Here is a 25,726-nt window from a genome sequence, read left to right as displayed (position 1 = left end):
CGGCCGCGTCAGGCGCGGGTGCGGCGGCCGAGCCGGGTGGGCTTCCTGGTCGCGGTGTCGGTGGCGCGGGCGGCTTCGGCGGCGCGCGCCTGGTGGAGTTCGGCGTGCTGGGCGAGGCGGGTCTCGCAGTGGTCGAGCCAGCGGATCTCGGCTTCGGTCTGGAAGATCAGCTGGTCGAGGACGAGCAGCCAGGCGAGTTCGTTGCTCTCGGCGGGCACGGTGCCGGGCGTGCCGGCCGTGCCGGAGGCCGGGCGGGGACCGCCGGGGGCGCCGGGGGCCGGGCTGCCGGCGAGGGCGCGGCCCTTGAGCCGGGTGTAGTCCTGGAGGGCCTTGATGCTGTGCCGGCGCTGGCCCTGGACGACGGCGCTGACGTCCACGCCGGGCACGGTGACGGCCATCGCGAGCTTGATGGCCAGTTCGTCGCGCGGGGGGTTGGTCCGGGGCACCGGGGTGTCGAACCAGGCCCGCAGTTCGGCGCGGCCGGCGTCGGTGGCGGCGTAGAACTGGTGGCCCTCGTCGTCCTCGCCGGCGGCCTCGACCAGGCCGTCGCGCTCCAGTCGGGAGAGCGTGGTGTAGACCTGCCCGACGTTGAGCGGCCAGGTGGCGCCGGTGCGCGCCTCGAATTCGGAGCGCAGCTGGTAGCCGTAGCGGGGGCCCTCGTCGAGCAGGGCGAGCAGACCGTGGCGGATGGACATACTCGGTATGTATACCCGGTATGCCCCTCGGGCTCAAGCCGCGCGCTCGGGTACCGTCGTGCGGTGTGAGCCAGTTGCGCATCGCCACCTTCAACCTGTTGCACGGTCAGCCGCTCGCCGCGGACGGTGCGCCGCGGCCCTACCCGGCCGATGCGGGCGCCCCGCTGGCGGAGGCGGTGGCGGCGCTGGACGCCGACGTACTGGCCCTGCAGGAGGTGGACCGGCACCAGGCGCGCTCGGGCGGCACCGACCAGGCGGCGGTGGCGGCCGCGGCGATGGGCGCGAAGGACTGGCGCTTCGCCGCCGCGCTCCACGGGCGCCCGGCGCCGGTGGCGGGCTGGGTGCCCGAGCCGGCCGGCCCGAACGGGCTGCGGGTGTACGGGCCGGGCGAGGTGGGCGACGGCGCCCCGCCCTCGTACGGGACGGCGCTGCTGACCCGGCTCCCGGTGCGGCACTGGCGGGCCCGGCGGTTCGCCCCGGCGCCGTTCGGGCTGCCGCTGCGGGTGGCGGGGCGGCGCGGACTGACCCCGGTGCCGGACGAGCCGCGGGCGGCGCTGGCGGCGGTGCTGGAGGGCGACCGCGGGCCGTTCACCGTGGTGGCGGCGCACCTGTCCTTCGTCCCGGGCTGGAACATGGCGCAGCTGGCCGGGATCCGGCGGTGGATCGCCGACCTGCCGCAGCCGTACCTGGTGCTGGGGGACTTCAACCTGATCGGCGCGGTGCCGCGTACGGTGCTGGGCGGGGCGACGGCGCTGGAGCGCACGGCGCCGCGGGTGCGGGTGCGGGACCTGCGGGCGGCGCGGCGGGCCCGGCCGGTGGTGGCCGGGCAGCGCCGGCGGCGGGTGCGCGAGCCGCGGGCGCGGCTGCAGGGCTGGTACGACCTGGCGCGCACGCCGACCTACCCCTCGCACCGGCCGGCGGTGCAGTTCGACCACGTGCTGGCGGTGGGGGTGCCGCGCGCGGCGGTGGGCCCGGCGCGGGCGCCGCGCGCGGCGGTGTCGGACCACCGGCCGCTGCTGGTCGAGGTGTCGCTGTAGCCGCGGAGCCGCCGGGGCCCTAGTTGAGGTGGCTCAGGGCCCCGTTCTGGTGCGGGAGGTGGACGGGCGGGGTCGGCTGGGGGTCGTACTGCAGGAGCAGCATGGCCGCGTCGTCGCCGAGTTGCCGGCCGACGTGGCGCACGACGTCCTCGTGCAGGCGCTGGAGGACGTCGGCGGGGCGGCCGTCGGCGCAGCGCGGGAGGCGTTCGGCGAGCGGGTAGAAGGTGCCGGCGCGGTCGCGGGCCTCGATCACGCCGTCGGTGAACAGCAGGATCCGGTCGCCGCCGCGGAGCGGGACGTGGTGGACCGGGGGGTGCACGTCGGCCGGGTCGAGGACGCCCAACGGCGGGACGGTCTCCGCGAGTTCGAGCGGTTGGACGGTGGCCTCGCGGAGCAGCAGCGGTGCGGGGTGCCCGCAGTTGACGAGTTCGGCGGTGCCGTCGGGGCCGACGCCGATCAGCACCAGGGTGACGAACTCCTCCTCCACGCCGGGGTGGTCGTTCTCGTGGAGGGCGCGGTCGAGGCTGACGGCCAGCCAGCCGGCGACCCGGTCGAGGGCTGGTTCCTGGTGGGCGGCCTCGCGGAAGGCGCCGAGGACGGCGGCGGCGGTCTCGACGGCGCCGAGGCCCTTGCCGCGGACGTCGCCGACCACGGCCCGGACGCCGTGGCGGGTGTTGACGACCTCGTACAGGTCGCCGCCGATGCGGGCGTGCGCGGCGGCGGCCTCGTAGTGGACGGCGGCGCGCACGCTGCCGACCCTCTCGGGGACGGGCCGCAGCAGGACGCGGCGGGCGATGGAGGCGACCAGTTGGGCGTCGGCGAGGGCGCGCTCCTGGCGCAGCCTCAGGGTGGCGCTGACCCAGCCGATCGTGGCGACGAGCAGGATCGCGATGACGCTGGCGGCGTGCACGGACTCGCCGAGCGCGTCGCTGCGGAAGGCCATCAGGAAGGCCGCCGTCTCGGTGCACAGGCCGATGACGAGCGGGTACCAGGTACGGTGGCTGACCACGGCGGCCAGCGCGGGAACGGCGGTGAGGGCGGGTTCGACCGTCACCTCGGTGCCGCTGAGGTAGTCGAGGACGACGATCAGCACCATGCCGAGGAGGGGCAGCGCGAGCGCCGTCCTCGGCCAGGTGCCGGTCGCGCCCGGGGCGGGTCCCGGGGTCGGCCCGGTGAACCGCTCTCTGATCCATCCGGTCGCGCTCAACTTCGGACTCTCCAGCAGAAGACGCCGGTGCCGGGGGGCACCTGCTGTGATGACTGAGGGTTAGGGAATGCGGGCCTCGCTGGCGGCCGGAGCGCGGGGGTTGACCGGTTACCGACCCCACAATAGGCACGAAACGTGCATGACGCACAGGTTTCGGGCACTGCCATGATGACTTGGATGCTCTGCGTGACTCATTTATCACTGTTCCCGATCAGGAGCCGTTCCAACTCTTTTCGGCCGGGAAGTCCTGCCAGACGGACGATCCGCCCGCTGCGGACGTACAGGAACGAAGCCGTGACCTGCTCGGGATCGACGCCCGCCTGCTCCGCCCAGGCGAGCCGGTAGACCGCGAGCTGCAGCGGGTCGGCGGTCTCCTCGCGGTGGGTCTTCCAGTCCACCACTTCGTAGCGTGACGTCCCACCGGATTCTGACAGCACGTCACCGTCCCGGTAGACCGCGTCGATCCGGCCGCGCACCACCCGGCCCGCCAGCACCAGCTGGAACGGCGCCTCCACCCGGTGGGGCCTGCGCTCGGCGTACGGGGTGCGCAGGAACGCCTCCTTGAGCCGCTCCAGGTCCTGTTCGTCCTCGATGCCGTCGTCGTCGGCGCCGGGCAGTGCGCCCGGCTCGATCAGCAGCAGCGGCTCGATCCGGGACTGCACCCAGGCGTGGAAGCGGGTGCCGCGCCGGGCGGCGGGCTGCGGGGGGCGCGGCATCGGCCGGGCCAGGTCGCGGGCGAAGCCGTCCTGGTCGGCGGCCAGGCGCAGCAGCTGGGTGGCGGACAGCGCGGCGGGCAGCGGCACCTCGCGGGCGGTGCGCCGGGAGCGTTCCAACTCGCCGAGCAGCGCGGTGAGGTCGCGGTCCCAGGAGGCGACCTGCCGCTGGTCCTCCACCGCCATCGGTTCGGGTTCGGGTGCCGGAGCCCCGGCGAGCCGCTCGCGCACCACCGCGGCGACCCGGCGGCGGGCGTGCTGGGCGGCCGGGTCCAGCGGCAGCGGCCAGGGGCGCTCGACGGCGGCGGCCAGTGCCGGGTTCTCCGCGCCCTTCTCGGGCGGCTCGGCCCAGTGCTCGACCTCGCCGGTTCCGGGCCGCTCGCAGTGCTCGCGCAGCCGCTCCAGGAACGCGGACGGCCCGCGGACGGTCTTCTGGCTGGGCCCCCACCAGTGGCCGGAGGCCAGCAGCAGCGCACGGGGGCGGGTGAACGCGACGTACCCGAGGCGCAGCTCCTCGGTGCCGGAGTGCTCGGCCAGTTCCTTCTTGAACGCGGCCATGGACTTGCCGTTCCAGCCGCCGCGGACGTCGGGGAGGGTGGCGCGGTCGCCGCGCAGGGCGTGCGGGAGGACGCGCTTGCTGCTGGTCCAGCGTTCGCGCGCGGTCGCGGAGGGGAAGGCGCCCTTCACCAGGCCGGGGACGGCCACCACGTCCCACTCCAGGCCCTTGGACTTGTGGGCGGTGAGCACCTTCACGGTGTCCTCGCCGCCGGGCAGGCTGCTGTCCAGGCCGCGCTCGTACTGCTGGGCGGCGTGCAGGAAGCCGAGGAAGGCGCCCAGGCCCGGGTCGCCGTCGAGGTCCGCGAAGGAGGCGGCGACGTCCAGGAAGGCGTGCAGGGTCTCGCGCCGCCGGGCCGCCAGCGCCTTGGGCGAGGCGGCGAGTTCGACCTCCAGGCCGGTGACGGCGAGCACCCGGTGCAGCACGTCCATCAGCGGGTCGGCGAGCGAGCGGCGCAACTCGCGCAGTTCGGCGGCGAGCCGGGCGAAGCGGACCCTGGCCTCGGCGGAGAACGGCAGGTCGTCCGGCTGGTCCCCGTCGTCGGCCGGGGAGGTGAGGAAGGTCTCCACGGCGTCGGCCAGCGAGATGGTCTCGGTGGGGTCGGCCTCGGCGACGGCGGCCGCCAGCGCCTCCACGCCCTCGGGCCGGTCGGTGCGCACCAGGGCGGCGGCCCGGCGGCCGAGCAGGGCGAGGTCGCGCGGGCCGATCCGCCAGCGCGGGCCGATCAGCAGGCGCACCAGGGCGGCGTTGGCGGTCGGGTCGTGCAGCACCTCGCAGACCGCCACCAGGTCGGCGACCTCGGGCAGTTGCAGCAGGCCGCCGAGGCCGACCACCTCTACCGGCACCTCGCGGGCGACGAGCGCGGCGTGGATGTCCGGGAAGGCGGCGCTGCCGCGGCACAGCACGGCGATCCGGCCGGGCGCGGTGCCGGTGCGCACCAGGTGGGCGATCGAGTCGGCGAGCCAGTCGATCTCCTCGGCATGGGTGGGCAGCAGCGCGGCCCGGACGTAGCCGTCCTGCTCGGCGCCGGGGGCCGGGCGCAGCGCCTCGACGCCCTCGTGGACGGCGCGCAGCGGGGCGGCGAGGTCGTTGGCGAAGTCGAGCAGCCGTCCGCCGCTGCGGCGGTTCTCGCTGAGCGAGTAGCGGTCGGCGGGGCGGCCGTCCGCCTGGGGGAAGTGCCGGGGGAAGTCGTCGAGGTTGGCGACGGAGGCGCCGCGCCAGCCGTAGATGGCCTGGCAGGGGTCGCCGACGGCGGTCACCGGGTGGCCGGTGCCCCGCTCGTCGGGACCGGCGCCGAACAGGCCTGCGAGCATGAGGCGTTGGGCGACGGAGGTGTCCTGGTACTCGTCGAGCAGGACGACCCGGTACTGGCCGCGCAGCAGTTCGCCGACCTCGGGGCGCTGCTGGGCGAGGCGGGCGGCGGCGGCTATCTGGTCGCCGAAGTCCATCAGTCCGGCGGTCTGCTTGCGGCGCCGGTAGTCCTCGACCAGGCGCAGCAGCTCCAGCCGGGCGCGGGCGGTGGCGGGGACGGCGCGCAGGTCGTCGTTGCCGAGCTTGACGGTGGCGAGGGTGTCGAGCAGTTCCTCGTCGAAGGCGCGCAGGGCCTGCGGCTCGACGAGGTGTTCGGCGAGTTCGCCGTCCAGGGCGGTGAGGTCGGCGACGAGGTTGGCGAAGGTGCCGGTGAGGTGGGGGAAGGGGCCGCGGGCGGTCCGCAGCACCTTGGCGGCGAGCTGGAAGCGGGTGGCGTCGGCGAGCAGCCGGACGTCCGGTTCGATGCCGATGCGCAGGCCGTGCTCCTTGAGGAGGCGGCCGGCGAAGGCGTGGTAGGTGGAGATCTCCGGCTCGCCGAGCGGTTCGGTGTCGCCGCGGTCGGCGGTTCGCTCCCAGCCTTCGGCCGGGGGCACCCCGAGCCCGCAGACCCGCAGGGCGGCGCGGACGCGTTCGGCGAGTTCGCCGGCGGCCTTGTTGGTGAAGGTGAGGCCGAGGACCTCCTCGGGCCGCACGGCGCCGGAGCCGACCAGCCAGACGACCCGGGCGGCCATCACGGTGGTCTTGCCGGAGCCCGCGCCGGCGACGATCACGGCCGGGGCGAGGGGGGCGCCGATGGCCGCCATCTGCTCCCGGTTGAACGGGATGCCCAGCAGCTCCTTGAGCTGGTCGGGATGGCTGAGCACGGCGGTCACCCCGCAACGTTAACGGGCGGGGCCGACACTCCGGGCGCCCGGCCGGGGTGACCCTGGCTACTCCACGGCCACCCGACGGCCGCCCGACACTCACCCGACGCTCACCCGACGGCCGCCCGACGGCACCCGGCGGGGCACGGCTGCCGTCCGACGCTCACCCGACGGCCGCCCGACGGCGCACGGCAGCCACCCGACGGCACACGGCAGCCCCCCCCCCCCCCCCGACGGCGCGCGCCGGCTACTCGACGAGCTGGGCGCCGTCCCGCTGGGCCGAGCAGCTGCGGCGGAAGGCGCAGCGGTCGCAGCCGCTGCCGGTCCGCGGGACGAAGCGCTCGGCGAGGACCTTGCCGGCGGCCTCGGCGAGCAGGTTCTCGATCCACGGCTCGCCCTCGGGCGGCTCCTGGCGCTGCACCTTGGGGGCGTCCTGGGCGGCCTTGGCGGCGGGTTCGCGCAGGTGGACGAGTTCGGCGCCGCCGGTGGACGGCGGGTGGGCGGTGAAGCCGGGCAGCTCGTTGAGGGCGCCGGCGCGCACGGCCAGCTGGTAGACGGCGAGCTGCTTGTGCTCGGGCAGGGACTTGTCGGTGGGGATCTGCTTGCCGGTCTTGAAGTCGACGACGTAGGCGCGCCCGGCGTGGTCCTTCTCGATCCGGTCCATGGAGCCGCGGATGCGCACCGAGACGCCGCCGACGTCGAGGGTGACGTCGAAGTCGTGCTCGGTGGCGACGACGTCGCGGCCGCGTTCCAGGACGTGCCAGTTGAGGAAGCGCTCCAGGGCGGCGCGGGCCTCGGTCTTCTCCTGCTGGGACTTCCAGGGGGCGTCGAAGGCGAGGGCGTCCCAGACGGTGTCCAGGCGTTCCATGAGGACGGCGAGGTCGGCGGGGGTGCGGCCGGAGCCGACCTCGTCGGCGAGGGCGTGCACCACGTTGCCGAAGCCCTGGGCGGCGGAGCCGGGGACGCGGGCCTTGACCTCCTTGTCCAGGAACCACTGCAACGAGCAGTTCTCCAGCTGTTCCAGGCCGCTGCCGGACAGCCGTACGGGCAGGTCGGCGCTGCGCAGCGGTTCGGGGGCCGCGGTGGCGTCGTCCAGGCCCCACCAGCGGTCGGGGTGGGCGGCGGGCACCAGCGGCAGGCCCTCCTCGTCGGTGGCGGCGGCGAGGACGGCGAGGCGTTCGGCGGCGGCGCGGCGCAGTTCCGGCGAGCGGGTGGGATCGACGGTGACGGCGCGCAGCTCGGCGACCAGGGCGGCGACCGTCAGCGGCCGGCGCGGGCGGTGGGTGACGTCCTCGACGGTGACCGGCGGGGTGCGGCGCACCACCTTGCCGGTGCGCGGGTCGACGTCCTCGCGGTAGAGCTCGCGCAGGAAGCGGGAGGGTTCGTCGCCGTCGTCGGCGGGGGCCTTGACGGCGGTGACGATCAGCCGTTCCTTGGCGCGGGTGGCGGCGACGTAGAAGAGGCGGCGCTCCTCGCCGAGGAGGGCGGCCGGGGAGAGCGGTTCGGCGAGGCCGTCGCGCCCGATCCGGTCGGCCTCCAGCAGGGAGCCGCGGCGGCGCAGGTCGGGCCAGAGGCCGTCCTGGACACCGGCGACGACGACCAGGCGCCACTCCAGGCCCTTGGAGCGGTGGGCGGTCATCAGCCGGACCGCCTCGGGGCGCACGGCGCGCACGGTGAGGGTGTCGGCGGCGATGTCCTGGGCTTCGAGTTCGGCGAGCAGGTCGAGGGCGCTGCGGTGGCCGGTGACCTGTTCCTCGGCGCGGGCGGCGGTCTCGAACAGGGCGCACAGCGCGTCCAGGTCGCGGTCGGCGTTGCGGCCCGCGGCGCCGCCGCGCAGGGCGGCCCGTTCCAGGCGTTCGCGCCAGCGGCGGCTGCCGTCCCACAGCTCCCACAGCGCGTCCTCGGCGGTGCAGCCGCCGGCGAGGAGTTCGCGGACCTTGCGGAGCAGGGTGCCGAGGTCGCGGGCGCGGCGGGCGACGGCCGGGTCGAGGGCGATCAGCCGCTCGGGTTCGGCGAGGGCTTCGCGGATCAGTTCGCCGGCCGGGCGCGGGGCGCCGGGGCGGCCTTCGGCGCGCAGGGCGGCGCGTTCCTCCTCGCGCAGGGCCCGGCCCAGGCGTCGCAGGTCGGAGCCGTCGAGGCCGCCGAGCGGGCCGGTGAGCAGGGCGTGGGCCAGGTCGACGGTGAGCGGGTCGTCGCCCTCCGCCGCGGCGGTGTGCGCGTCGTCGCCCTCCGGCCCGGGCGCGTGCGGATCCGCGCCGTCCGCGGAGTCCGTGGCGGCCGCGGAGTCCGCATCCTGGTCGCCCGCCGCGGCCGGGTCCGGGTCGCCGTGCGCGGCGCGGGCGGTGAGCCGGGTCGCCTGTTCGGCGCAGACCCGCAGGGCCAGCAGCAGGTGGGCGACGGCGGGCTCCTCGCGCAGCGGCAGGTCGTCGCCGTCGATCTCCAGCGGCACGCCGGCCGCGCCGAGCGCCCGCCGCACACCCGGTATCGAGCGGGCGCCGGCCCGGACCAGCACGGCCATCTCGCCCCAGGGCACGCCGTCCTCCAGGTGGGCGCGGCGCAGCAGGTCGGCGATCGAGTCGAGCTCGGCGCCGGGGGTCGGGTAGGTGTAGACCTCGACCCGGCCGCCCTCGCGGGAGGGCAGCAGGGCGCGGTGCTGGGCGAGTTTGTCGGCGGGCAGCCGGCCCATCGGCATCCGGCGGGCGATCTCGCGGGAGGCGGCGAGCAGGACGGCTCCGGAGCGGCGGGAGACGCGCAGCACCTTGACCTCGGCGGGGCTGCCGTCGGCCCGGCGGAAGGTCTCCGGGAAGTCGAGGATGCCGTTGATGTCGGCGCCGCGGAAGGCGTAGATCGACTGGTCGGGGTCGCCGACGGCGACGAGGTCGCGTCCGCCGCCGGCGAGCCGGCGCAGCAGTCGGACCTGGGAGGGGTCGGTGTCCTGGTACTCGTCGACGAAGACGACGTCGTAGCGCCGCCGGAGTTCCTCGCCGACGTCGGGGCGTTCGGCGAGCAGGACGGCGCGGTGGACGAGTTCGGCGTAGTCGAGGACGCCGCGCAGGTCGAGGACGTCGAGGTAGTCGGCGAGGAAGTGCGCGGCGGCGGCCCAGTCGGGGCGCTGGACGCCGCGGGCGAAGCGTTCGAGTTCGGCTTCGCCGAGGCCGAGCTCGCGGCTGCGGGCGAGGACGGCGCGGACCTCGTCGGCGAAGCCGCGGGTGGTCAGGCAGGCCCGCAGGTCCAGGGGCCACCGGATGCGGCTGCTGCCGAGCCTGGCGTCCTCGGCGCCGCCGGCGAGCAGTTCGCGGACCATCACGTCCTGCTCGGGGCCGGAGAGCAGCCGCAGCGGTTCGGCGTAGTCCTGGGGGTCCTGGTGGGCGCGCAGCAGGCCGTAGCAGAAGGAGTGGAAGGTGGTGGCCTGGGGGGCGGCGGCGCTGGTGCCGAGGCGGCCGGACATCCGGTCGCGCAGTTCCATCGCGGCCTTGCGGCTGAAGGTGAGGACGAGGATCCGCTCGGGGTCGGTGCCGTCCTGGATGCGGCGGGCGACCGCTTCGACCAGGGTGGTGGTCTTGCCCGTGCCCGGTCCGGCGAGGACGAGCAGCGGGCCGCCGGTGTGCTCGACCACGGCGCGCTGGTGGGCGTCCAGCGTCGGCGGGTCGGGCTGGACGAGCGGGCTGCGCACGAGCCGGTAGGGGGAGCTCACGGATGACGGTCCTGGGTGGTGCGGGGGCATGGCCGGGGCGGGCCCGGGGGCCCGCCCGCATCGAGCCTACGATCCTGCCCCGTCAATCCCGTTCGCGCGGGGCTTTCGCCGATTCGGGCTGTCCGTCCCAGCGGGCCCGGGCGAGGTCGACGCGGGGCGGGTCGGCGAGGTCGCGCAGCGGGGTGCCCTCCTCGCCGTAGTGGGCGAGGGCGCGGTGTTCGTGCCCGGGCAGCAGGCGGCCGTCGGCGCGGACGACCCGCCACCAGGGCACCGAGCCGCCGTAGAGGGCCATCACCCGGCCGACCTGGCGGGGGCCGCCCTGGCCGAGGTACTCGGCGATGTCCCCGTAGGTCATCACTCGCCCGGGTGGAATCCGCTCGGTCAGGTCGAGCACCAGTTCGGCGAAGGGTGGCAGGTCGGCCGGGAGCCCGTCCTGTGTTGCGTCCGTCACCTGCGGCATCCTTCCTCCTAGGGGCGCGTGCGCGGCCCCGGGTGATCGACCCGCCGCGCCCGATCCGCCCCCTGTCCAGCACAGGGGCGCGGGGCATGCCACCATCTTCGGGGCGGTGAGTGGTGATACGAGGACAAGACCAGATGACCGGGACGGCTGACGTGGGCGTGGACAGGGACTCCGACGAGTCCGGATCCGCCGTGCCGCCGGCTCCCGGGCGCGAGTCCGAAGGCGGGCCCGGGCACGGGCCGACGCCGGAAGTCTCCCTGATCAAGGACCCGACGATCAAGACCCGCACGCCCGAGAAGACGCCCGAGCCGCCCGAGCCACCCGGACCGGCCGAGCCGCCCGCACCCACCGAGCCGCTGGAACGGCTGGAACCGGTCGAAGCGGTCGAAGCGGTCGACCGGCCCCCCGCCGCCGCCCCGCCGGCCCCGCGGGCCGAGCACCACGACCCGCTGGACGACGCCCCGCACCTGGACGTCGACGAGCCGCTGCTCGCCGCCCGCGCGCACCGCCCGTCCGACCTGATCCGCTTCCTGGCCGGCGTCTTCGGGATAGTCGCCGTCTTCGTGCTGGCCGGCATCGCCACCTCGACCACCACCGGCATCGAGCAGGACATCGCCACCAACGCGCCGCACTTCTCCGCGGTGCTGTCCACCATCACCGGCCTGGTGTCCAGCGTCGCGGTGCTCGCCGTACCGCTGGCGTTCGCCGTCGAGCGGCTGATCAAGCGCGACGGCCTGCGGGTTGCCGACGGCGTGCTCGCCTCGGTGCTGGCGTACGGCGTCTCGCTGGGCATCGACTGGTGGGTGGCCGAGGGCGCCTCCGAGCACATCCGGGACGCCCTGACCCGGCTGCCGCTGGACAGCAACGGCACCCTCACCGACCCGGTGCACGGCTACCTCGCCCCGGTGATCGCCTACATGACCGCCGTCGGGATGTCGAGCAGACCCCGCTGGCGGGTGGCCCTGTGGGTGGTGGTGGTCTTCAGCGGGGTCACCGAGCTGCTCGGCGGTTACACCACCCCGCTGTCGCTGCTGCTCACCGTGCTGATCGGCTGGTCCGTCGCCTACGGCACCCTCTACGCGATCGGCTCCCCCAACATCCGGCCCACCGGCCAGCACCTGATGATCGGTCTGCGCAAGGTCGGCTTCACCCCGGCGGGCGCCGCCCGCGCCCCCGACGCCCCGGGCGGCACCCGCCGCTACTACGTCACCCAGCAGGACGGGCCGCCGCTGGACGTCCACATCATCGACCGCGAGCAGCAGGCCTCCGGCTTCTTCTACCGGGCCTGGCGCCGGCTGCGGCTGCGCTCGGTGGCGGTGCGCCGCAGCCCCCAGTCGCTGCGCCAGGCGCTGGAGCAGGAGGCCCTGATCGCGTACGCGGCGGCCGCCTCGGGCGCCTGCGCACCGCAGCTGGTCGCCACCTCCGAGCTGGGCCCGGACGCCGCGATCCTGGTGTACGAGAACGTCGAGGGCCGCACCCTGGACGAGCTCGCCGACGACGAGGTCACCGACCAGGTGATGGCCTCGCTGTGGCACTCGGTGGCCGCCCTGCACGAGCGCCGGATCGCCCACCGCCGGCTCACCGGCGAATCGCTGCTGGTGGTGGACGAGAAGACCGGCTGCCTGGTCAACCTCTCCGGCGGCGACATCGCCGCGACCGACCTGACGCTGCGCATCGACGTCGCCCAGCTGCTCACCACCTTCGCGCTGCGGATCGGGCCCGAGCGGGCCGTCGCCACCGCCAACGCGGTGCTCGGCGCCGAACGCGTCGCCCAGGCGCTGCCGCTGCTCCAGCCGGTCGGGATGAGCCGCTCCACCCGGATCGACCTGGCCAAGCTCACCAAGGAGCGCAAGGCCGCCGCCCGCGCCAAGGCGCTGGAACAGGTCGCGGCCGGCGAGCGCACCCAGCAGCAGGCCGAGGAGGACATCGCGGCGGCCGGCGAGGACCTGCTCAGCCGCATCCGCGGCCAGATCCTGCAGATCGCCCCCGAGGCGCCGATGGAGCCGGCCAAGCTGGAGCGGCTGAAGCCGAAGAGCCTGATCATGGTGATCGCGCTCACCTTCGCCGCCTACCTGGCGCTGACCACCATCAAGCCCGCCCAGCTGAAGCTCTCCCAGATGAACTGGGCATGGGCGGCGGCGGCCCTGCTCGCGGCGGCGTTCAGCTACGTCGCCGCCTCGATGAGCCTGACCGGTTTCGTGCCCGAGCGGCTGCCGTTCCGGCGCACCGTCGCGGCCCAGCTGGCCGGCTCCTTCGTCAAGCTGGTCGCCCCCGCGGCGATCGGCGGCATCGCGCTGAACACCCGCTACCTCCAGAAGGCCGGCATCCGCCCCGGCCAGGCGGTCGCCTCGGTCGGCGCGTCCCAGCTGGCGGGCCTGGCCGGGCACCTGCTGCTGCTGTTCAGCTTCGGCCTGATCACCGGCAGCCAGACCAACGGCGACCTCTCCGCCTCCCGCGCGGTGATCATCGGTGTGCTGACCGCCGCCGTGCTCGCCCTGGTGGTGGCCGCCGTCGCACCGCTGCGGCGCTTCGTCCTGGGCCGGCTGCGCTCCCTGTTCTTCGGCGTGGTGCCGCGGATGCTCGACCTGATGCAGACGCCCAGCAAGCTGCTCACCGGCTTCGGCGGCATCCTGCTGCTGACCCTCTCCTTCACCGCCTGCCTGGACTTCTCGGTGCAGGCCTTCGGCGGGGACGTCAGCTTCTCGGCCGTCGCGGTGGTCTTCCTCACCGCCAACGCGGCCGGCTCGGCGATCCCCACCCCGGGCGGCATCGGCCCGGTCGAGGTCGCCCTGATCGGCGCCCTGACCGTCGCGGACGTGCCCCCGGCGGTCGCCACCCCGGCGGTCTTCCTCTACCGGGCGCTCACCTTCTGGCTGCCGGTGCTGCCGGGCTGGATCGCCTACAACGTGCTGCAGCGCCGGCACGCGCTCTGACGGCCGCGGGGGGCGCCCGGGGGCGCACCCGCCGGGAGAACGCACGAGGGAGGGCCCGCCGCAACGGCGGGCCCTCCCTCGCGTCGGTGCCTCAGGGGCCCCGGGAGACCTAGTAGACCGGCTTGTGCGGCTCGACCTGGTTCACCCAGCCGAGCACCCCGCCGCCGAGGTGGACGGCGTTGGCGAAGCCCGCGGCCTTCACCACGGCCAGCACCTCGGCCGAGCGCACGCCCGACTTGCAGTGCAGCACGATCTTCCGGTCCTGCGGCAGCTTCTCCAGCGCGTCACCCATCAGGAACTCGTTCTTCGGGATCAGCACCGCGCCGGGGATGTTGACGATCTCGAACTCACCGGGCTCGCGGACGTCGACGAGGTAGATGTCCTCCTTGTCGTCCTGCCACTGCTTGAGCTGGTGCGAGGTGATGGTCGACCCGGCGGCGGCGGCCTGCGCCTCCTCCGACACGACGCCGCAGAAGGCCTCGTAGTCGATCAGCTCGGTGACCGTCGGGTTCTCACCGCAGACGGCGCAGTTCGGGTCCTTGCGGACCTTCACCTGGCGGTAGTTCATCTCCAGGGCGTCGTAGATCATCAGCCGGCCGACCAGCGGGTCGCCGATGCCGGCCAGCAGCTTGATCGCCTCGTTGACCTGGATCGAGCCGATCGACGCGCACAGCACGCCCAGCACGCCGCCCTCGGCGCAGGACGGGACCATGCCCGGCGGCGGGGCCTCCGGGTACAGGCAGCGGTAGCAGGGGCCGTGCTCGGCCCAGAACACGCTGGCCTGGCCGTCGAAGCGGTAGATCGAGCCCCACACGTACGGCTTGCCCAGCAGCACCGCGGCGTCGTTCACCAGGTAGCGGGTGGCGAAGTTGTCGGTGCCGTCCACGATCAGGTCGTAGCCGGAGAAGATCTCCATCACGTTGGAGTTGTCGAGGCGCTCCTCGTGGAGGACCACGTCGACGTAGGGGTTGATCTCCTTGACGGAGTCCCGCGCCGACTCGGCCTTGGAGCGGCCGATGTCCGCCTGCCCGTGGATGATCTGGCGCTGCAGGTTCGACTCGTCGACCACGTCGAACTCGACGATCCCGAGCGTGCCGACACCGGCGGCGGCCAGGTACATCAGCGCGGGCGAGCCCAGGCCGCCGGCGCCGACGCACAGCACCTTGGCGTTCTTCAGCCGCTTCTGCCCGGCCATCCCGACGTCGGGGATGATCAGGTGGCGGGAGTACCTGCGGACCTCGTCAACGGTGAGCTCGTCGGCCGGTTCGACCAGGGGTGGCAACGACACGGGGACTCCGATGGGTGTCTTGTTCAGGTGGCCCGGGGCCGCCTCGGACGGGTTGCTGCTCCGCCACGCGGGTGGCTCTCTACGCCAACAGTGTCATGCCCCGCCGCTATTCCGAGACAGCCCGTCCGATGGGCGAGACGAGCGGCGCCGGATCGTGGAACCGGCCGGAGCGGCCGCCCGGGGGCGCCCCCGGCCCGTGATTCCGGGCCAGGGCCGCTCCCGGACCGGGCCCGGGCGGCCCCGTCGGCGGCCTCACACCCGGCAGGCCGTCTCCAGCCAGACGTCCCCCAGCGACTCCTCCAGCGGCACCTGTGTCCGCCAGCCGAGACGGTCCCGGGCGGTGCGCACGTCCGCCTGCCGCCACGGCACCGGCTCGCCCGGGGCCGGCCGGCCCTCCGGCCGCTGGCCCTCCGGACGGTGCCCCGGCAGGTACGCCCCCGACGCGTGGTGCTGGCCGGGCAGGTGGTCACCGCCCGGCCCGCCGACCTGCGCGGGCAGCAGGACCTGCCGGTTCTCCTCGACGATCGCCCCCTCGAACCCCGAGGCCCGCACCAGCAGCTGGGCCGCGTCCCGGGCCCGTACGGCGTGCCCGCTGCCCACGTTGATCACCCCGGTGGCCGCCGAGACCGCCGCCGCCTGGATCGCCCGCGCGACGTCCCGCACGTCCACGAAATCCCGGTATCCGGACAGGTCCGGCATCCGCACCTGGTTCTCGTCCCGCTCCAGCGCCCGCCGCAGGCCCTCGGCGAGCCGCCCGAACAGCGAGGCGGTCGGCGCCCCCGGGCCCACCACGTCGAACACCCGCAGCACCGCCGCGTCCAGCCCGGAGGCCAGCACCAGCTCCGTCCCGGCCAGCTTGGACACCCCGTACGGGCCGACCGGCCGGGGCTCGGCCTGCTCGGAGACCGGCACCCCGCCGGGCACCGGCCCGTACTCGGCGGCCGAGCCGACGTGCACCAGCCGGGCCGGCTCCCGACTGCGCCGGATCGCCTCGCAGACGGTCGCGACGGCCAGCGTGTTCGACCGGATCAGCGTGCGGGAGCTGCCGTAGGTGGCACCCGCGCAGTTGATCACCACCTGCGGCGCGACCGCGTCCAGGAAACGGGCCAGCGCGCCCGGGCTCCCGGTGGTGAGGTCGAAGCGGATGTCGGCCGAGTCGCGCCGGCCGAGCACCGTCACCTGCAACTCCTGGTCCATGAGCAGACGATCGGTGACCCGGCGGCCGATGAAGCCGTCGGCGCCCAGCAGCAGCACCCTCATCGGGGGTGTCCTTCCACGAAGCGAGGTCGGGGACGACCTGGCGGACTGAGAACTACGAACGAACAGCGTTGTGAGCGTCGGGCGGGCGGGACGTCGGCACGGCGGACGTCGGCGCCCGGTCAGCAGGTCATCGGGACGCCGGGGGCCGAGGACGGCTGGGGCGGCTGGGGCGGCCGGCACAGGGCGGCACGGGCCGGGCGGACGGGCAGGGCGCACGGGCGGGGCGGGTGCGGGCGGGGCGGCACGGTGTCAGCGGTGCGCGCCGGCCCGGCCGAGCCGCGCCCAGGCGTACCCCAGCAGCACCACCGCGACCGCCCCGCCGCCCAGCAGCACCGCCGACGTCCCGGGGCGCCCCAGGGCCGGCGGCACCGCCGACGCGGCCGCCCCGGCCAGCGCGCCCAGCGCGGCGGCCCGCGCCCGGCCGCAGCGGGCCAGCAGGGCGGGCAGCACCAGCAGCAGACCCAGCACGCCCTGCGCCGCCCACTGCCCGGCACCGGCCCGCTCCACCGCCTGGTGCAGCAGCCCGCCGCCGGGCCCGGGGCGCGGCGCCACCGCCGCGAGCACCGCCAGCGCGGCGTACGTCAGCACCGCGAGCACCGCCAGGTGCAGCGCGACCGCGACCGGCAGCACCGGCCGCATCCGGGCCCGGAACTCGGCCAGCGTGCGCGCCGCCCCGAGGTGCCCCCGGCCGACCTGCCGGTACCAGCGGGCCGCCCGCTCGGCCGAGCCCGTCGACACGGCGGCGGCCAGCACCAGCGCGGCGGCCGGCGCCCGGTCCCCACCCGGTACGGCCACCGGGAGCAGCAGCAGCGCGGCCAGGCCGAGGCCGTGGCCGAGCACGGCGGGGCGGAAGCGGAAGGCGGGCCCCGGCCGGAGGTCCGGCCGCAGCCGGGCGTGCGGGGGCCGGGCCGGGGCCGGGCCCAGGGCGTCCGCGGGGGCGGCCGGGGCGGTCGGCGGCGGCCCCGGGTCCTCCGGGGCCGGGGCGGTGAGCGCGGGCAGCAGCACCAGCGGGACGGCGGCGGACAGCAGCACCGGCCAGTGCGGGCCGAGCGCCGCCACCGCGGCGCAGGGCGGGGTGGCGAGCGCGGCGGCGGCCAGCGCCGCCTTGGTGGCGGCCCGGCACGGCCGGGGCCCGGCCGGCTCCGCTGCGGCCGGCGGGCGGCGGGGCACCCGGGCGTACAGCTCCTCGGCCAGCGAGAACAGGTCGGCGTGCCGGCAGCGTGCCGCGGTGTCCGGGCCGAGTCCGGCCTCCTCCAGTCCGGCGGCGATCTCCAGCGGGTCGACGGCGCGTTCGCACAGCTCGCGGTGGTCGGCCATCAGCTCGCGCACCGGGTCGACGCTGGGGCGCGCCGCTGTGCCGGACATCAGACGGCCTCCGCGAGCTCTTCGGCGTGCTCCTGACCGCCGGTGCCGTCGTCCGCGCCGCGGGGAGTGTGCCCGCGGCCGCCGTCGTGTCCGCCGCTGCCGTCGTGCCCGCGGCCGCCCGCGTGGCCGCGGCCGCCGTCGTTCCCTGGGCCAGGAGCGTTCCCGCCGTCGGGAGCGTTTCCGCCGCCGGGAGCGTTGCGCCCCCCGCCGGGGCCGTCGCCGGGGCCCGTGCGCTGGCCGTCGCTGAGCCAGTACTCGGCGGGGCGGGCGAAGGGCCGGGGTGTCCGGCCGTCCTCGCCGCCGTCCCCGCCGTCGGGGAAGGCCGGGTACTGCGAGACCAGTTCCAGGTAGATCTCCCGGAACGCACCGATCACCGGTTCCACGGCGAAGCGTTCCTGCGCCCGCAGTCGCCCGGCCAGCCCGAGCCGGGCGCGCCGCTCCTCGTCGCCCAGCAGGGCCAGGCAGGCGCCGGCCAGGGCGCGCGGGTCGCGCGCGGGCACCAGCAGCCCGGTGGGGCCGACCACCTCGCGGGCGATCCCGACGTCGGTGGACACCACGGCCCGCCCGCTCAGCATGGCGTCCACGAGCAGGCGGGGGCTGCGCCGGGAGAGCGCGGAGAAGACGGCCACGGTGCCCTCCTCCCAGACCTTCGCGAGCGACTCGGGCCGGCCGGCGAAGTCCACCGCTCCGGTGATGCCCAGGCGCTCGGCGACCGCGGCGCAGTGCGCCCGGTAGCCGGGGGCCGTCTCCTCGCCGTGGACGGCCAGCCGGGCCCCGGGCAGTTCGGCGTGGACCCGGGCGAAGGCGTGCAGCATGAGCTCGGGGTCGTGCCCCGGCTCCAGCGGGCCCGCCCAGACCAGGGTCGGCCGCTCGGGCTCGGGCCCGGCCGCCGGGCGGTCCACGTCCGGGGTGCCCTCGGGGACGACCCGGGTGCGGCCCGGATCGGCCCCGCAGCGGCGCTGCCACTGCTGGTCGTGGGCGCTGCCGGGGGTGAGGAGGGCGGCCTGCCGGTAGGTCTCCTCGGTGAGGGCGCGGAGGAACGCCAGCAGCAGCGCCCGGACGGGCCGGGCGTGCGGCGCCTCCCGGTGGCCGAGGTACTGCTCGCGCAGGTACGGGCCGTGCTCGGTGACGACGAACGGCACCCCGTGCAGCTGCCGGGCCACCAGGGCGGGCAGCGCGGTGGGGCCGCCGCCGACCACGTGGCACAGGTCGGCGGCGCCCAAGCCACCGGGTCCGGTGCCGTACCAGGGCGCGGACAGCGGGCGCAGGCACTGCTCCAGCAGGTCGGCGGCGGCCAGCACGTCGCGGACCAGCGGCGGCCCGGCGGGGGCGGCGGCGCCGGGGAGCCGCCAGGTCCGCTCCAGGATCCGCCGGGCGGCCCCGGAGGCGAGGAAGCCGGGGAGGGCGCCGTCCTCCCGGGCGAGGGCGGCCAGCCGGTACAGCCCGGGGCCGAAGGCGGCCCGTTGCCCGGGCAGCACCAGGGCGCGCAGCAGTTCCTCGTACGCCGCGGCGTACCGGCGTCCGCGCCGGGCGCCCGGGCCCCGGCCGCGCGGGGGGCGCCCCCACAGCGGCAGGTCGCGCGCCCCGTGCCAGGCGGGCGAGAGCCGCTCGGCGTGGCCGAGGCCTTCGGGACCGGTCAGCAGGTACAGCTCGAACTCGTGCTCCGGCAGGCCCTCGGCCAGCCGGTCGCACCAGGCTCCGGCGCCACGTCTCGGATGCGGACGGGCACCCTCGGTGAGCAGGGCGACGCGCACGGAAGACCTCCTTCTGCCTCGGAGTGGGGCGCTGCCGGTGGCCCCGGTCAGGGCCGGCTGTCCCTCGCACCCCTGGGACGCCCCTCGGGAAGGGGCCTCGGGAGCCGCGGGGCCGTGCGCCGGGACGCTTGCCCGGGCCGCCCGCCGCGTGCTCCGGCGTCGGCGGCCCTCCCCCACACCTGTTCGGTCCGGCAGCAGAAAGGTAGGACCGGCCCGGGGCGATCCATCGGTCACATGCCTGGCTGCCACCTGAACGAGTGAACCGCCGTGACCTCGCCGCGAAGCGGGCCGTTAGCGGGCGCCGTCAGGGGGGCAGGGGGCGCGGCGCGAGCGGTACGGGCGCAGACCGCCCGGCACCGGCGCGGCGCGGGCCCGCCCGCCGCTCCCGGCCTTCGCGCGCCCGCCGCCGGGTCAGCGCCCGGCGTGCGCGATCAGCTCGCGGACGGCCCGGGCGACCGCGTCCGGGTGCTCGAGCATCGCCACGTGGCCGGACTCGGGCAGCACCAGCAGCCGGGCGTCCGCGAAGGCCGCGCAGGCCCGCCGGGCCGAACGGTAGCCGACCAGCTTGTCGCGCAGCCCGTACACCAGCAGCACCGGCGCCTCGACCTGCTCGGCCTGCCGCCACAGTGCCTGGTCGCCGCGCTCGGTGTACGCCGAGACGATGCCGCGGGCCGAGCCGATCAGGGCCGCCATCGCGTGCGGCACCTCCAGGCGGCGCCGGTACTCGGCCACCGCCTCGGCCCGGGTGGCCGGGCTGAGCGCGGCCGAGTCGCCGTAGACCAGCCGCAGCAGGTCCTCGGTGGCCGCCTCGACGCCGCGCCGGCCGGCCGGCATCCGGCGCAGCAGGGCGGGCACGCCGGGCAGGGCGAGCAGGCCGGTGGACCAGGCGGATCGCTGCGGGGGCAGTTCGGGCAGGGCGGGCGAGACCAGGGTGAGGCTGCGGACCAGGTCGGGGCGCAGGGCGGCGAGGCGCACGGCGACGGCGCCGCCGAGCGAGTTGCCGAAGAGGTGGACCGGCCCCCGCCCGGCGGCCTCCAGGTAGCCGATGACGGCGCGCACGTGGCCGGAGACGCTGAGGTTGCCGTCGGCGGGCGGCGTGGAGCGGCCGAAGCCGGGCAGGTCGACGGCCACGCCGTCGACGAGGCCGGAGAGCCGGTCCATCAGGACGGTCCAGTTGGCGGCCGAGCCGCCCAGGCCGTGCACGAAGAGTCCGGGCTCCCGCCCGTCCGGTGCCGCCTGCACGGCGGGGCGGTGCACCGCGAGCACCGCGCCGGGGACCTCGACCGTACGTACCTGCTGCTCAGCGCTGCTCATGGTGGACGATGGTAGTGAGCCCCGGGGCCGGGGGCGGTGGGGGTGGTCCGGCCGTTCCATCCCTCGTCGCACCACTGCCGAGGCCGAGGTCAGCGCCGTATTGTGGGCTCCTGACAAGCGGGCCGAGCAGCTTTTCTCGCCATCGCCGAACGCGGGCGCGGTTACCGAAAAGTAGAATCGGCCCTCTCGCCAGCCCCCGAACAACCCCGAAGTGAGGAGCGCCGTGACGGCCATCCAGGAGGCGCAGGAGCGCCCGCGCGGTGCCCGCCTGCCGCGAAGCGCCCGCCGTGAACAACTGCTCGGTGCCGCCCAGGAGGTGTTCGTCGCGCAGGGGTACCACGCGGCCGCCATGGACGACATCGCCGACCGCGCCGGGGTCAGCAAGCCGGTGCTCTACCAGCACTTCCCCGGGAAGCTGGAGCTGTACCTGGCGCTGTTGGACAAGCACTGCGACGCCCTGGTCGAGTCCACCCGCGAGGCGCTGGGGACGACCACGGACAACAAGCTGCGGGTGGCCGCGACGATGGAGGCGTACTTCAACTACGTCTCCAGCGAGTCGGGCGCGTTCCGGCTGGTGTTCGAGTCGGACCTGACCAACGAGCCGGCCGTGCGCGAGCGGGTCGAGCGGGCCTCCGAGGCCAGCGCGACGCTGGTCAGCCAGGTGATCCAGGAGGACACCGACCTCCCGGAGGCGGAGTCCAAGCTGCTGGCCGCCGGGGTCTGCGGGCTGGCCCAGATCACCGCCCGGTACTGGCTCTCGCAGGGGCTGGAGATCCCGCGCGACGAGGCGGTGCGGCTGGTCGCGAGCCTGGCCTGGCGGGGGCTGAAGGGCTTCCCGATGCACCCGGGCGAGCAGGCCGGGGAGGCCTCCGCGCAGCGGTGACGATCCGCTGACCTTCGCCTGGCCGGTGATCGGGTGCTCTATGGTGAAGCCGTACGGCGCGGTCCGTGAACGCCTGTTCCAGGCGGTCCGGTGCCCGCGCGAGGAGGCTGCAACCCCGGAGGGACGGAAGCCGTGGAGGTCAAGATCGGCGTGCAGAACGCGCCGCGCGAGATCGTGATCGAGAGCTCGCAGACTGCCGATGAGGTCGAGAGCGCGGTCGCGAAGGCGCTGGAGGGCTCCACCAAGCTCTTCTCGCTGACCGACGAGCACGGCCGCCGCGTCATCGTCCCGGCCGAGCGCCTGGCGTACGTGGAGATCGGCGAGCAGACCGTCCGCAAGGTCGGCTTCGGCACCCTCTGAGGCGCCGACGAGCAGGCCGGCCGAGCAGGTCGCCGCGGTGCCCCGCTCCCTTCGGGGAGCGGGGCACCGTCGCGTGTACGGCCGGGTGGGCCGGGGTACGGCGACAGGTGCGGCGCCGGTGCCGTGCACCCGTCCCAGGGGAGGCTGCCTTGCTGGTCGAGTCGATCGTCTTCGCCCTCGTCGGCCTGGTCACGGCCGCGGCCGCGTTGCTGGCGCTGCCCCAGTACTTCCAGGCGTCGCGTCCACTCGTCACCGGCACGGCGCTGGCGGCGGCGCTGCTCGGCGGGGTGCTCGCGCACTTCTGCCTGGACGGGCGCCACCCGGTGGTCGCGGTGGCCTTCTCGGCCCTGGCGGCGGGCGTGGTCACCTCGCTGCTGGCCCGGCCGGACCTCGCCGCGGGGCGGGCACCGGCGCACCGGCACCGCCCGCACCGGGCCCGGGCCCACCGCGCGCCGCGGCGGCACCGGCCGGCCTGACGGCGGTCAGGAGGCGAGGCCGAGCGCGGCCATCCGCCGGGTGTGGGCCTCGGTGATCCGGTTGAACATCTTGCCGACCTCGACCAGGTCGAAGCCCTGCACCCGGACGCCGCCGACCAGCAGGTTGGACAGCGCGTCGCGCTCGGCGACGACCCGCTGGGCCTGGCTGAGCGCCTCGCCCATCAACCGCCGGCCCCAGAGCGCGAGCCGCCCGCCGGCCCGCGGGTCGGCCTCGATGGCCCGGCGGACCTTGTCGACGGCGAACTGGGCGTGGCCGGTGTCGGACATGACCCCGAGGACCAGCTCGCGGGTGTCGTCGTCCAGGCGGACGGCGACCTCGCGGTAGAAATCGGTGGCGATGGCGTCGCCCACGTAGGCCTTGACCAGGCCCTCCAGCCAGTCCGAGGGGGCGGTCATCCGGTGGAACAGCTCCAGCGGCTCGACGAAGGGGCGCATGGCCTCCTGCGGGTCGGCGCCGACCTCGGCGAGCCGGTCGTGCAGCCGCTGGTAGTGCTGGAACTCGGCGGAGGCCATCCGGGCCAGGGCCGCCTTGTCGGCGAGGTCCGGCGCCAGCTTGGCGTCCTCGGCGAGCCGCTCGAAGGCGCTCAGCTCGCCGTACGCGAGCGCGCCGAGCAGGTCCAGCACCGCCGCCCGGTAGCCCGGGTCGGCCGAGCACGTCGCCCAGTCGCCGATCGAGCCGGCCTCGCCGGCCGCGCCGTCCTGCGTCTCACCATGGGTCTCCATGACCCGCCACCTTAGTGCGGGCGGGGCGCCCGCCCCACCACCCGCCGCACCCGGGTGACCGCCCGGAGTGCCCGGTCAGGGGCCCGCGGTGCGGGCGATGTCAGACGCGTCACGTGTTCGAGTCGTCGCCTGACTGTATGGTGGTACGGAGCCCCGTCGTGCTCGCTCGGTCCCACCGCCGTCTCGGTGGCCCGCGCGAGTCCGCTCCGTAGCGGCGCCGTCCCCTCGGACGTGTCCGCACCGGAGGCACGGGTACTCACGTACGCGGATGCCCGGTCGGAGAGCCGATCGGCTCCGACCATGGCTTGGACTTCAAGCCTTGGCACCGCATCAGTGGCCGAGCGAGGGCCGCCGAGACCACGCCCGCAGGCGGAGGTCCCGCGCAGGTCCCTCACGGGAACCCTCCCCGACGCCGCCGGCGACGCGCCCCGCACCGGGCCGCGCGCACCGGCCGGCCGCAGGGACCGGCGCGGTTGTGCGTCCGCGCAGCTGTCATCAGGGCCGCCAAAGGCCCGTACGCAGCCGCGCGGCTGCCCGCCCGCCGCTCGCTCTCGGCCCCTCCGAAAACGGAAGAGGCAGCACCCTGTCCACCACCGCTGAACCCACCAAGACGACGTTCCGGGACCTGGGGATCCTCCCGGAGACCGCCGAGGCGCTCGAGTCCGTCGGCATCGTCCATCCCTTCCCGATCCAGGAGATGACCCTCCCCGTGGCCCTGACCGGCCACGACGTCATCGGCCAGGCCAAGACCGGCACCGGCAAGACCCTCGGCTTCGGCCTCCCGCTGATCGAGCGGGTCGTCGTGCGCGCCGACGTGGACGCCGGCCGGGCCGCCGAGGAGGACCTCACCGACTTCCCGCAGGCGCTGATCGTCGTCCCGACGCGTGAGCTCTGCACCCAGGTCACCAACGACCTGCAGACCGCCGGCAAGGTCCGCAACGTGCGCGTCCTGGCCGTCTACGGCGGCCGCGCGTACGAGCCGCAGGTCGAGGCGCTCGCCAAGGGCGTCGACATCGTGGTCGGCACCCCCGGCCGTCTGCTGGACCTCGCCGGGCAGAAGAAGCTGAACCTGTCCCAGGTCCGCGCGCTGGTGCTGGACGAGGCCGACGAGATGCTCGACCTGGGCTTCCTGCCGGACGTCGAGAAGATCATCACCATGCTGCCGGCCAAGCGGCAGACCCTGCTGTTCTCGGCCACCATGCCGGGCCAGGTGATCAACCTCGCCCGCCGGTACATGAGCCAGCCGACCCACATCCGGGCCGCCGCCCCGGACGACACCGGCACGACCGTCGCCAACATCGAGCAGCACATCTTCCGTGCGCACTCGCTGGACAAGGTCGAGATGGTCTCGCGCATCCTCCAGGCCGACGGCCGCGGGCTGGCGATGATCTTCTGCCGCACCAAGCGCACCGCCGCCGACGTCTCCGACCAGCTGACCCAGCGCGGCTTCGCGGCCGGCGCCGTCCACGGCGACCTCGGCCAGGGCGCCCGCGAGCAGGCGCTGCGCGCCTTCCGCAACGGCAAGGTCGACGTACTGGTCTGCACCGACGTCGCGGCCCGCGGCATCGACGTCGAGGGCGTCACCCACGTCATCAACTACCAGTGCCCCGAGGACGAGAAGACCTACCTGCACCGGATCGGCCGCACCGGCCGCGCCGGCGCCTCCGGGACGGCCGTCACCCTGGTCGACTGGGACGACATCCCGCGCTGGCAGCTGATCAACAAGGCGCTGGACCTGCCGTTCAACGAGCCGGAGGAGACCTACTCCACCTCCCCGCACCTGTACGAGCTGCTGAAGATCGCGCCGGGCACCAAGGGCGTGCTGCCGCGGTCGGAGCGCACCCGGGCCGGGCTCGGCGCGGAGGAGATCGAGGACCTCGGCGAGACCGGCGGACGGGGCGCCCGCTCCGGCCGCGGCCGCGGTGGGCGGGCCGACTCGGGCCGCCCGGCCGTCGAGACCCCGGCGGAGGAGAAGCCGCGCCGCACCCGTGAGCGCCGCCGCACCCGCCGCGGCTCCGCGGTCGGTGCCGAGGGCGAGGGCACCCCGGTGACCGAGGGCGCCGCGTCCGCCACGGCCGTGGAGACCGCCGAGGGCGAGGCCGCGCCGCGCCGCCGTCGCCGCCGTTCCCGTGGTGGCGCCGCCGTCGCCGAGGCCGCCGTGGCGGCGACCGAGGCCGTGACCGAGGCCGCCCCGGCTGCGGCGGCCGTCGAGGCCGCCCCGGTCGTCGAGGCCGTGGCCGCGCCGGTCGCCGAGGAGAAGCCGCGCCGCACCCGGACCCGCAGGCCCAAGGCCGCGGCGGAGACCGTCGAGGCCGCTGAGGCCGCTGAGGCCGCGGTGGAGACCGCCGAGGCCCCGGCCGAGAAGCCGGCGACCCGCACCCGGACCCGCAAGCCGAAGGCCGCCGAGACCGTCGAGGCCGCCGCCGAGGCTGCCGCCGAGGCTCCGGTGGCGGAGAAGCCCGCGACCCGGACCCGGACCCGCAAGCCGAAGGCCGTCGAGACCGTGGAGGCCGCCGCCGAGGCTGCCGTCGAGGCTCCGGTGGCGGAGAAGCCCGCGACCCGCACCCGGACCCGCAAGCCCAAGGCCGTGGCGGAGACCGCCCCGGAGGCCCCGGCCGCCGAGGCCCCGGCCGCCGAGGCCCCGGCCGCCGAGGCTCCGGCCGCCGAGGTCCCGGCTCCGCGCAAGCGGACCCGCACCCGCAAGGCCGCGGTCACCCCGGAGGCCTGACCGGCACCACCCCCGAGGGGGCGGCCGGGCCCGTCGCGGCCCGCCCGCCCCCTCGGGCGTTCCCGGCCCGACCGCGGCCGCCGAC

17 protein-coding genes are annotated in these 25,726 nt (G+C 75.8%); 6 read left to right on the top strand and 11 right to left on the bottom strand.

What is annotated here, in order from left to right:
* Nucleotides 1-8 precede the first annotated feature (8 nt).
* Nucleotides 9-695, bottom strand: a complete 687-nt coding sequence (locus ABT247_RS02490) for a PadR family transcriptional regulator (RefSeq protein ID WP_350736701.1) — start codon at nucleotides 693-695, stop codon at nucleotides 9-11.
* Nucleotides 696-760: 65 nt separating this feature from the next.
* On the opposite strand from ABT247_RS02490, the gene ABT247_RS02485 reads away from it, so the two are divergent.
* Entirely contained in the window at nucleotides 761-1,732 is a 972-nt protein-coding gene (locus ABT247_RS02485; protein WP_350736698.1) for an endonuclease/exonuclease/phosphatase family protein, read from the top strand.
* A gap of 19 nt (nucleotides 1,733-1,751) precedes the next feature.
* Here the strand turns inward: ABT247_RS02485 and ABT247_RS02480 are convergent, their stop codons facing one another.
* The 4 genes from ABT247_RS02480 to ABT247_RS02465 all read right to left on the bottom strand — a co-directional run bounded on the left by ABT247_RS02480 (nucleotide 1,752) and on the right by ABT247_RS02465 (nucleotide 10,536).
* Entirely contained in the window at nucleotides 1,752-2,939 is a 1,188-nt protein-coding gene (locus ABT247_RS02480) for a PP2C family protein-serine/threonine phosphatase (protein WP_350736695.1), read from the bottom strand.
* 191 nt (nucleotides 2,940-3,130) lie between these two features.
* Nucleotides 3,131-6,391, bottom strand: a complete 3,261-nt coding sequence (locus ABT247_RS02475) for an ATP-dependent helicase (RefSeq protein WP_350736692.1) — start codon at nucleotides 6,389-6,391, stop codon at nucleotides 3,131-3,133.
* Between the two features lie 238 nt (nucleotides 6,392-6,629).
* Nucleotides 6,630-10,106: an ATP-dependent helicase gene (locus ABT247_RS02470; protein WP_502892366.1), complete on the bottom strand. Its 3,477-nt coding sequence runs from the start codon at nucleotides 10,104-10,106 to the stop codon at nucleotides 6,630-6,632.
* A 52-nt stretch (nucleotides 10,107-10,158) separates the two neighbouring features.
* Nucleotides 10,159-10,536 (bottom strand): MGMT family protein, encoded by a 378-nt coding sequence (locus ABT247_RS02465; RefSeq protein ID WP_350736687.1) that lies wholly within the window; start codon nucleotides 10,534-10,536, stop codon nucleotides 10,159-10,161.
* 134 nt (nucleotides 10,537-10,670) lie between these two features.
* Here ABT247_RS02465 and ABT247_RS02460 point away from each other — a divergent pair, with 134 nt between their 5' ends.
* Complete coding sequence (locus tag ABT247_RS02460; protein WP_350736684.1) at nucleotides 10,671-13,469, top strand: flippase-like domain-containing protein; 2,799 nt, start codon at nucleotides 10,671-10,673, stop codon at nucleotides 13,467-13,469.
* Nucleotides 13,470-13,578: 109 nt separating this feature from the next.
* Here the strand turns inward: ABT247_RS02460 and moeZ are convergent, their stop codons facing one another.
* The 5 genes from moeZ to ABT247_RS02435 all read right to left on the bottom strand — a co-directional run bounded on the left by moeZ (nucleotide 13,579) and on the right by ABT247_RS02435 (nucleotide 20,450).
* Nucleotides 13,579-14,757, bottom strand: a complete 1,179-nt coding sequence (gene moeZ, locus ABT247_RS02455) for an adenylyltransferase/sulfurtransferase MoeZ (RefSeq protein WP_350736682.1) — start codon at nucleotides 14,755-14,757, stop codon at nucleotides 13,579-13,581.
* Nucleotides 14,758-15,009: 252 nt separating this feature from the next.
* Nucleotides 15,010-16,017, bottom strand: a complete 1,008-nt coding sequence (locus ABT247_RS02450; protein WP_350736679.1) for an NAD-dependent epimerase/dehydratase family protein — start codon at nucleotides 16,015-16,017, stop codon at nucleotides 15,010-15,012.
* A 249-nt stretch (nucleotides 16,018-16,266) separates the two neighbouring features.
* On the bottom strand, nucleotides 16,267-17,382 hold the full coding sequence (locus ABT247_RS02445; RefSeq protein WP_350736676.1) for a hypothetical protein: 1,116 nt from the start codon (nucleotides 17,380-17,382) through the stop codon (nucleotides 16,267-16,269).
* Nucleotides 17,382-19,136 (bottom strand): DUF3492 domain-containing protein, encoded by a 1,755-nt coding sequence (locus tag ABT247_RS02440; protein WP_350736673.1) that lies wholly within the window; start codon nucleotides 19,134-19,136, stop codon nucleotides 17,382-17,384. Before ABT247_RS02440 ends, ABT247_RS02445 begins: the two co-directional genes overlap by 1 nt.
* A gap of 411 nt (nucleotides 19,137-19,547) precedes the next feature.
* Nucleotides 19,548-20,450, bottom strand: a complete 903-nt coding sequence (locus ABT247_RS02435; RefSeq protein ID WP_350736670.1) for an alpha/beta fold hydrolase — start codon at nucleotides 20,448-20,450, stop codon at nucleotides 19,548-19,550.
* Nucleotides 20,451-20,673: 223 nt separating this feature from the next.
* Between ABT247_RS02435 and ABT247_RS02430 the strand changes: the two genes are divergently transcribed.
* The 3 genes from ABT247_RS02430 (at nucleotide 20,674) to ABT247_RS02420 (ending at nucleotide 22,169) form a co-directional block, all read left to right on the top strand.
* Complete coding sequence (locus tag ABT247_RS02430) at nucleotides 20,674-21,333, top strand: TetR/AcrR family transcriptional regulator (RefSeq protein ID WP_350736667.1); 660 nt, start codon at nucleotides 20,674-20,676, stop codon at nucleotides 21,331-21,333.
* 132 nt (nucleotides 21,334-21,465) lie between these two features.
* Complete coding sequence (locus tag ABT247_RS02425; RefSeq protein ID WP_350736664.1) at nucleotides 21,466-21,693, top strand: DUF3107 domain-containing protein; 228 nt, start codon at nucleotides 21,466-21,468, stop codon at nucleotides 21,691-21,693.
* 149 nt (nucleotides 21,694-21,842) lie between these two features.
* Entirely contained in the window at nucleotides 21,843-22,169 is a 327-nt protein-coding gene (locus ABT247_RS02420) for a hypothetical protein (protein WP_350736661.1), read from the top strand.
* 6 nt (nucleotides 22,170-22,175) lie between these two features.
* On the opposite strand, the gene ABT247_RS02415 is transcribed toward ABT247_RS02420, so the two are convergent.
* The gene (locus tag ABT247_RS02415) at nucleotides 22,176-22,913 is read right to left on the bottom strand and encodes a ferritin-like fold-containing protein (protein WP_350736658.1); all 738 of its coding nucleotides are present in this window, start codon (nucleotides 22,911-22,913) and stop codon (nucleotides 22,176-22,178) included.
* Nucleotides 22,914-23,610: 697 nt separating this feature from the next.
* Here ABT247_RS02415 and ABT247_RS02410 point away from each other — a divergent pair.
* Nucleotides 23,611-25,641, top strand: coding sequence for a DEAD/DEAH box helicase (locus tag ABT247_RS02410; protein WP_350736655.1), 2,031 nt, complete (start codon nucleotides 23,611-23,613; stop codon nucleotides 25,639-25,641).
* The last annotated feature ends 85 nt before the right edge of the window (nucleotides 25,642-25,726 follow it).

This window comes from Kitasatospora sp. NPDC001539, from assembly GCF_040298565.1.
In the GTDB taxonomy this organism is placed as follows: domain Bacteria; phylum Actinomycetota; class Actinomycetes; order Streptomycetales; family Streptomycetaceae; genus Kitasatospora.
Note: the sequence above shows the minus strand (reverse complement) of the source record. Positions and strands in the feature narration are given on the sequence as shown.